We start from the raw sequence: 8,027 nt of genomic DNA, 5'->3' as shown, positions 1-8,027 counted from the left end.
TGGTTCGTCGCTATCGCTCCTCACACCTCAGGGAGCAGAGGGGGGGCGGGAGCAGGGGACGGCAGCTCCCTGAGGCTAGTGAGCAGCACTCCCGAGATACGCCTCTTCGATCCTCCCGATGTCACCGGCAAGCGAGGCCGCGGAGTCCGTCAAAGCGATGTCGCCGTGGACCAGCACCACCGCCCGATCCGCTATGCCGAGGGCCAGGCGAACATGCTGCTCGACGAGAACCACCGCGGTGCCCTCGGTGTCGGCGACATTCCGCAGGACGGGCAGGATCGATTCGACGACGATGGGTGCGAGTCCCATGCTCAGTTCGTCGATCAGCAGCACTTTCGGCTGCTGCAACAGCGCTCGCCCGATCGCGAGCATCTGCTGCTCTCCCCCGGACAGCTCGCCCGCGGCGACCTTGAGCCGTGCGCGAAGGGCCGGGAAGTGGTCGAGTACCCGGTCGACGGCGTTGTTCCGAGCCGCCCCGCGTCGGCGAATGGCCAGCTGGAGGTTCTGTCGGGTCGTGAGTTGCTTGAACAGCGACCGGTCGTCCGGAACCAGGACGAGTCCGGCACGCACGGCCGCGCGCGCATCCCCCGCCCGAATCGCGTGACCGCCGACGCTGACCTCGCCGTCGAGTCGCGGCAGCAGACCGGCAAGGGTGGTGAGCAGCGTCGTCTTTCCTGCCCCGTTCGGTCCGAGCAGAGCGACGATCTCCCCTGCTTCGACGGACAGATCGAGGCCGTGGACGCAGGCTTTGCCGCGCGAGTACCCGGCGTCGAGACCGCGGCATTCGAGGACTGTCACGGGGTCATCTCCTTGGTCGTCGAATGTGTCTCGGAGACAGCGCTGTCCGTTGGCGACGAATCCTCGGTCCCCGCCACCGCCGACGACGGCGTGCCGAGATAGGCGTTGACGACTGCCGGTGAGCGTCGAATCTCGTCCGGGGTGCCTTCGGCGATGACGGATCCGAGGTCGAGGACGATGACCCGGTCGCACAGGCTCAGTACGAGATCCATGTCGTGGTCGACGAGGACCATGGAAACCCCGTGTGCGCGTGCGGCGCGCAACCTGTCGCCCAGCCATCGACTCTCGGTGCTGTCGAGTCCGGCGGCCGGTTCGTCGAGCAGCGCCACCTCGGGCTGACCGGCGAGTACGCGAGCTACCGCGACGAGCTGACGCTGACCTTGCGAGAGATCAGCGGCCACAACGTCACTGAGGTGGCTGATCTCCAGCATCCGCAGGACGGTGCGGACGTTCTCTGCGGTATCCCCTGGCGCACGGCGCGCGGCGATCGCCAGGTTCTCGGCGACCGACAGCTCACCGTAGAGCTCGATGTCTTGGAAAGTTCTGCCGAGCCCAGCGCGGCTGCGTCGATGCGGTGCAAGGCCGTTGAGGGTGGTGCCGCCGAGAGTCACCGTTCCGTCGGCGTTCGCGAAGCCGCTGATGGCGTCGATGAGCGTGGTCTTGCCGGCGCCGTTGGGTCCGATCAGGCCGACGATCTCGCCGGAACGGAGGTCGAAGCTGACGCCATCGACGGCGGTCACCGCCCCGTAGCGCACCGTGACGTCGCGAGCCGAGAGCAGGACCTGGCCGCTGGGCGGTGTGACCGGTGGAGTCGGTGCTGCCGGAGCGACGTCGTGGGCAGATTGTGGTGCACGACGTCGAGCCGGCATCGGGATCTTGTGCAGATACCCGATCACGCCGTCGGGACTCGTGACGACGGTGAGCACCAGCAGGACTCCGCTGACCAGCATGTAGTAGTCGCCGAACGACGCGTACTTGTCCGCAGCGAAGTACATCAGCCCACCAGGCGCGATGATGCCGGCGAGGACGGCTCCGGAGATCGAGGTGACGCCGGCGATGTAGAACACCGCGAAGAGTCCGATCCCGGCGAAGACGGCGTAGCTGCCTGCGGTCGCGAGGGTCTGTTGGTACGCCAGCAGCGATCCGCCCAGTCCGGCGAGGAACGACGCGATCGCGAAGGCGATGAGTTTGGTTGCGCCGACGTTGATCCCGGCCGCGGCTGCGGACCGTTCGTTGGCGCGCACGGCCAGCATCGACGCGCCGAGCCCACTACGACGCAGAGCCGCCACCCCGTACGCCACCAGAGTCAGAACCACGAGGCACAGGATGCCGAAGGCGATCCGCGGATATCCCTCGCCCGCACCAATTCCCAGGTCGATGCCGAAGATCGACGGGGATTCGACGGGCGCACCCTGCAATCCGCCGTTGAGCGACGGGTTGCGGAACCAGAACGCCTCGCAGAACACGGCGAGAGCGAGCGTCGCGACCATGAGCGGTAACCCGCGCACCCGAAGAGCGGGCAGACCGACGATCACGCCGATGACCATCGCCGCGCAGGCTGCGAGCAGCGGGGCGAGCGGGAACGGGATGTTGAGGTCGTTGGTGAGTCGGCTGAGCGCGTAGGCGCCGACGCCGGCGAGCGTCAGTTGCGCCAGTGACACCTGGCCCGCGTACCCGGTGACGACGACCTGGGACAGCGCGATGATGGCGTAGATCATCGTGGCGATCACGGCGAGCCGGAGACTGCCGGAGGTGGTGACGAGTGCCAGTACCGCGACGACGACACCGACGATGCCGGGGATCACCAGACGGTTCGGACGCGGTGACCGGCCGAGGTCGTTGCGGGTGACCGCGCCACGGCCCGGCAATGGACGCCCGCGGATGAGGAGAAAGCCGATGATGAGGATCAGCGGGACCGCTTCGGCCACACCGGCGTCGGGCATCCAGTCCCAGGTGGTCTGGAGTTTCGTGGCCTCGGACTGCAGCATGCCGATGACGAGTCCGGCGCCGACCGTGATCGAGATCGCGGTGAAATTGCCGACCAGCGCCGCCGCGAGGGCCGGCTCGATGAACATCGTGTAGGCCACGGGATTGAGTGGAACGATCGGGGCGATGAGCACGCCGCCGAGTCCGGCGGTGGCCGACGACAACGCCCAGTTGGCGACCGCGATCCGGTCCGGTGAGAGGCCGGTGACGAGTGCACCCTTCTCGGATTCCGCGGCTGCCTCGGTCGCCACGCCGAAGCGGGTGTAGCGCAACACGAGTCCCGCGCAGATCGCGAGTCCGACGATGACCACGGCCAACATCAGACGGTCCGTCGGAACGGCACTAGAGCCGATCGTGAATGTGTCGACCTTGAAGATGGGTCCGACGCTGGGCGCGTTCTCGCCGACCCGCAGCGCGATGAGCGCCTGGATGACCAGCATCAGACCGATCGCAGCGACCGCCTTGGCCAGCGCCGGGGCGGCCCGCATCGGGCGGAACACCAGTAGGTACAGAATGACGCCGAGGAACGCGGCGACGGCCACGGAAATGAGTAGCGCTGCAGCGACTCCCAGTTCGGACCCGAGCGAGATCGTCGCCGGGAAACCGGGGATGGGGTTGAGGAGTTCTCCCTGGCGCAGAAAGGCGTACGTGTAGGCGGCGTACAGCGCCACCGCGCCGGTGGCGAAGTTGACGACGCCGGAACTCTTGAACGTCATCACCAACGCGAGGCCGAGTGCGGCGAAGACGGCCCCGTTGCCGAGGCCGAGGACCAGGAAGGCGAGATGGTCGGTCATGGGACTCCCCCTGGGAAGTGCGGGGATCGGGGGCCGCGCGGACGCGACCCCCGATCTGGAGAAGAACTAGTTGTTGGTGACGACGGTGTTCTCGAGCTTGGCGTCGGCGGTCACGTCGCTGACCAGGATCGCCTTGCTGCACAGCGACGTCAGCGGCGGGAAGGCCTTCCCGTCACAGGTGAACGTGATGCCGGGTGCGGCCGGCAGCGGGACGTTCTTGGCCTGCGACAGTGCCGTGGTGAACGTCTGCGCGTCGACGGTGCCCTCGAGCCCGTTGAGCTCGCCGAGCGCGGTCACCACCTGGTAGCCGATGTAGGCGAGGCCGGCCGGGTCGGTGTCGGGTGCGTATTGCGCCATCACACTGCGGTATTGGGTGACGCTCGGGTCGTCGGAGCTGAGGTTGACCGTGGTGAACGCCTTGGCGCCGGAGACCGCTTCGTTGCCGACGGCGTCGAGGACGGGCTTGTCGAGGCAGCTCGCGATCAGGTACTTCGAGGCGTCGGGGGCGACGGTCTGCAGCGTCTTGAGAACCGAGATGCACTGGCGGGTGTCGCCGAGGATGCTGACCGCGTCCGGGTTGTCGGCGAGTCCGGCGGTGATCTGGGGTGTCAGGTCGGCGGCGCCGACCGGCACGGTCACGACGTTGAGAGCGACGCCGGCACGCTGGAACATCGGATCGCCCAGTGCTTTCACCGATGCGGCAGCGTCACCGGAATCACCGATGATCAGGGTGACCTTCTTGAGTCCGTCCTTGGCCGCGGTCGCGGCCTGTCCCGCGAGGACGGCGACGATGCCGCCGGAGAGCATGAACGAGCCGGGGGTCGCCATCTCGGCCTGTGACACCGGAGCCTGTGCGACGAACGGGATCTTGGCGCCGGCGATGATCGGCAGCATGACCGCGCCCTGCGCGCCCAGCGGCGAGACCACGACCGCAACCTGCTGCTCCACCATCTGATTCGCGCACTTGGTGGCCGAGGCGGGTTCTTCCTGCTGCTTGCACACCACCAGTTCGATCTGGTGACCGCCGATGCCGCCGCCGTTGTTGTTCAGGTATTCGACGGCGGCTTCGCTGCCCTCGCGCACCATCGGCGTCGTCACCGCACCGCCCTCGGGCACGATCAGCCCGACCTTGACCGGGTCGCCGGTGGCCGGATTGCTGGGGAGCTGGCTGGTCTCGCCGGCGGTCGAGCTCTCCGAGCTGTCATCCGCGCAGGCCGTCAGCGCTCCGAGCGCGAGCACCCCGGAACAGCCGATCACCGTCGCGGTCCGAAGCACACGCCTGAGTGCACTGGGTGATTTCATGCGATCCCCTTCGATCGTGATTCGACAAGCCGCCGCCCCGCTGCGGAGACGGACGAAATGTCGGATTTGCTGACTCGGTGGCGACTGTAACCCGCAGGTCGTGGTCGTCGGTTGGGTTCGAAATATTCTGTCCTGCAATGAGTCTCGGCGCGATTGACGGCAGGTGCGCATGGCAGCACAAGTCGTCGGTCCGACGCCGGAAGATCCCCCGCGGTCGACTCGTGTGACGTCGTCTCATGGATCGACGACTTCACACTGGACTCAGAGCAAAAAGTTAGACGCCCATCCAAACTTTGGGGGCGGAATGCAAGAATTGGTCGGTCGGGGTCGCCCCGCGCACACGGAAGGCACCACTGTGACCGAAGCTCCGGCCATGGGCCGGCGGGAACGCAACAAGCAGCAGACGCGCGAACGCCTGCTGATCGCTGCGCGTGAACTGCTCGCCTCCGAGGGGAGCGTCGCGACGGTCGAGTCGATCGCCGAACGCGCCGAGGTGTCGCGGGCGACATTCTTCAACTACTTCCCGAGCAAAGACGACCTGCTCACCGATCTGTACGCCCAGCTGATGGGGACGTTCTCGCATGTCGTCGACGCGATGCTCGACAAGCCGCTGAGTACTTACGAGCGCGTGGTGGGAGTGTTCGTCGACTTCGCGCGGTCGTCGGTCGCCGACCCGGACTACATGCGCACCGTGACCAGTGAGATCGAGCGGATCTCGTCGATGTCGGGGACGCTCGGTGAACGCAGCCACGTGTTCACCTCGGAGGTGCTGCGGCTCATCGAGCGCGGCGTCGAACAGCAGGATGTGCGGACCGATCACCCGCCGGAATTTCTCGCCCAGATGGTGGCCGCGATCTATGTGTCGAGCATGCGGTACTGGCAGATCGACCCCGGCTTCGAGGTGAGCGAGAGCTTCGAGCGCGCCGGCCGCTACGCCGCGGAGTCGCTGCTGCCGCGGTAGGGCTGATCAGTCTTCCTCGTCGGGTCGCGCGACGTGGGCCTCCCACCGTTCGCGGCGTTCGTCGTCGGTCTGTTCCCACCATGGGGTGCCGCGCTCTCCCAGCGCGACCTTCGCCGCCTGGACGCCCTGGCGTGACTCGGGTGCCCCTTTCGTCCGCTTCACGTCCCGACGCCACGCCATGAGGATCGACTGCAGCTCGGACCGCCGCTCGTCGGGGATCAGCGGATCCGTCGCCCGCCACTTCCGGCCTTTGACGAAGATGTGGTGGCCGTCGGGAGTGTGCTCGGGCTCAGGCATGGTTTCCACGGTGCCACGACGCCTTCTGACGCCCTGTGATCGGGATCTCGTTTGGGGTCTCACCTGGAGCTTTGGGCAGTCCTGGGCTGACTCTCAGTGTCTGCTTATGTCAGGGAAGGTAACTTCGCCGTGTCCTTGCCGATACCGAACTGTTACCCAATCTGAGATGGACAACGCTTTGCCTCTTCACCGACTGAACGCCGACTCTTCGACGCGCCCCGCCACTCGCGCCTTGCTCGACTCGACGTCGAACACCCGGCGCCCTGGCCGCCATCGTGCCACGTCGCGCTCCACCGCCCGCACAGCCCTGCGAACGGGCGCGTTCGCCGCGTTCGTCGGTGCGGTCGGCCTGAGTGCCGGCACCGCCGCGCAGGCAGCGGCGCAGCCCGCTCCCCCGCCTGCGCCGAAGATCGCGCTTCCCGAGAACGTCAAGCTCCCGGCCGGCCTGGTCCTGCCGCCCCAGATCGACGATCTCGCTCGCGACGTCCTGCCGCCGTCGGCGTTCGGTCCGGGCAGCTCCGACCTCCCCGGTATCAAGAAGGCAGTGAAGCCGGTCAGCGGCACCGTGACCTCGGGCTACGGCCCGCGCTGGGGCGCCCACCACAACGGAGTCGACATCGCCAACAAGATCGGAACGCCCATCTACGCCGTGACCGACGGCGTCGTCCTCGAGTCCGGCCCGGCTTCCGGCTTCGGCCAGTGGGTCCGCGTGAAGCAGGACGACGGCACCGTCGGCGTCTTCGGACACGTCAACGAGAGCTTCGTCCACCCCGGCCAGCACGTGCGCGCGGGTCAGAAGATCGCGACCGTCGGCAACCGCGGCCAGTCCACCGGCCCCCACCTGCACTACGAGGTCTGGGATGCCAATGGCACCAAGATCAATCCCCAGGCCTGGCTCAACAAGCGCGGCGTTCATCCGTGATGGACGCCTGACCCTGCTACGCAGACGGATCCCACCGACATGTTGGTGAGATCCGTCTGCGTTATACCGCCAGTCGGCGTTTGTTTGGATGCGATCCGACGGTCCGTCAGCGCGGAACCGATTGCAGCACAGCGGAAATCCATGCTGCGGCGTCGCGGACGCGATCGACCTTCTCCGCCAGCGCCTCGCCACCGAATCCCTCGATGCGACCGCCGATGCTGATCGAGGCGATCAGGCCGGCCGATCGGTCGGTGATCGGCGCGGCCACTGCCGCCACGCCGTCGAGATAGTCCGAGTCGCTCACCGAGTAGCCGATCTCGCGAATCCGGTCGAGATGGCGAATCAGCGCTGCCGGGTCGGTCAGGGTCCGATCGGTGAATGCTGGCAAAATGTCGCCAATCCTCCTCGCGCGCAACTCATCCGACACCGCAAGCATCACCGTCGGCCCGGCTGCCGCGTGATACGGCAGGACTGTGCCCACCGAGATACCGGCCACGACGAGCGAGCTGTTTCCCTCCACGAGGTCGATGCAGACCGCCCCCTGTTCGGCGGGAACCATGAGGTAGGCGGTGTCCCCGAAGTCGCCGGCCAGGTCGGTCATGAAAGGTCTCGCTGCAGAGCGGATGTCGAGCTCGCTCAACGCGGCTGAGCCGACCTCGAACACCCGCAGGCCGACGCGATAGGCGCCGCCGTCGGTGCGCTCGATCCACCCGGCGTGGATGAGTGTGGCCATGAGTCGATGTACGGTGGTCTTGTTCATACCGCTGGCCGCGGTGAGCTCGTTCAGTGTCCATGACGGCCGGTCGGCGCTGAAGTGCTCGAGCAGCGTGCAGGCCTTCAGTACGGCACCGACGACCTCCCGGCTCGTAGGGGTCTCGGAATCGGCGGGCGTGGCCACGAGCGTGTCTCGCTTCCGGGTAGTTGGGCGACCGTCTCGGACATCTTACGAAGGGGCGTCGCCTCAGGC

7 protein-coding genes are annotated in these 8,027 nt (G+C 67.1%); 2 read left to right on the top strand and 5 right to left on the bottom strand.

All coding sequences use genetic code 11. The features are described from left to right. Window positions 1-75 precede the first annotated feature (75 nt). From M4D77_RS14615 to M4D77_RS14605, 3 genes are all read right to left on the bottom strand, one after another. The gene (locus M4D77_RS14615; RefSeq protein ID WP_259936528.1) at window positions 76-798 is read right to left on the bottom strand and encodes an ABC transporter ATP-binding protein; all 723 of its coding nucleotides are present in this window, start codon (window positions 796-798) and stop codon (window positions 76-78) included. Beyond that, window positions 795-3,578: a branched-chain amino acid ABC transporter permease/ATP-binding protein gene (locus M4D77_RS14610; protein ID WP_259936527.1), complete on the bottom strand. Its 2,784-nt coding sequence runs from the start codon at window positions 3,576-3,578 to the stop codon at window positions 795-797. Before M4D77_RS14610 ends, M4D77_RS14615 begins: the two co-directional genes overlap by 4 nt. A gap of 66 nt (window positions 3,579-3,644) precedes the next feature. Further along, a complete protein-coding gene (locus tag M4D77_RS14605; protein WP_259936526.1) occupies window positions 3,645-4,880 on the bottom strand; it encodes an ABC transporter substrate-binding protein in 1,236 nt (411 codons plus the stop codon). A 355-nt stretch (window positions 4,881-5,235) separates the two neighbouring features. On the opposite strand from M4D77_RS14605, the gene M4D77_RS14600 reads away from it, so the two are divergent. Continuing rightward, window positions 5,236-5,841, top strand: coding sequence for a TetR/AcrR family transcriptional regulator (locus M4D77_RS14600; RefSeq protein ID WP_259936525.1), 606 nt, complete (start codon window positions 5,236-5,238; stop codon window positions 5,839-5,841). Window positions 5,842-5,847: 6 nt separating this feature from the next. Here M4D77_RS14600 and M4D77_RS14595 read toward each other — a convergent pair whose 3' ends face one another. Further along, on the bottom strand, window positions 5,848-6,138 hold the full coding sequence (locus M4D77_RS14595) for a hypothetical protein (RefSeq protein ID WP_259936524.1): 291 nt from the start codon (window positions 6,136-6,138) through the stop codon (window positions 5,848-5,850). A gap of 166 nt (window positions 6,139-6,304) precedes the next feature. Here M4D77_RS14595 and M4D77_RS14590 point away from each other — a divergent pair, with 166 nt between their 5' ends. Further along, on the top strand, window positions 6,305-7,060 hold the full coding sequence (locus M4D77_RS14590; protein WP_259936523.1) for a M23 family metallopeptidase: 756 nt from the start codon (window positions 6,305-6,307) through the stop codon (window positions 7,058-7,060). A 106-nt stretch (window positions 7,061-7,166) separates the two neighbouring features. Here the strand turns inward: M4D77_RS14590 and M4D77_RS14585 are convergent, their stop codons facing one another. Then, on the bottom strand, window positions 7,167-7,958 hold the full coding sequence (locus M4D77_RS14585) for an IclR family transcriptional regulator (RefSeq protein WP_259936522.1): 792 nt from the start codon (window positions 7,956-7,958) through the stop codon (window positions 7,167-7,169). Window positions 7,959-8,027 lie beyond the last annotated feature (69 nt).

This window comes from Gordonia sp. p3-SID1431 (assembly GCF_025143765.1).
In the GTDB taxonomy this organism is placed as follows: Bacteria; Actinomycetota; Actinomycetes; order Mycobacteriales; family Mycobacteriaceae; genus Gordonia; species Gordonia hongkongensis.
The sequence above is the reverse complement of the archived record's forward strand: the minus strand, read 5'-3'. Positions and strand labels throughout refer to the sequence as shown.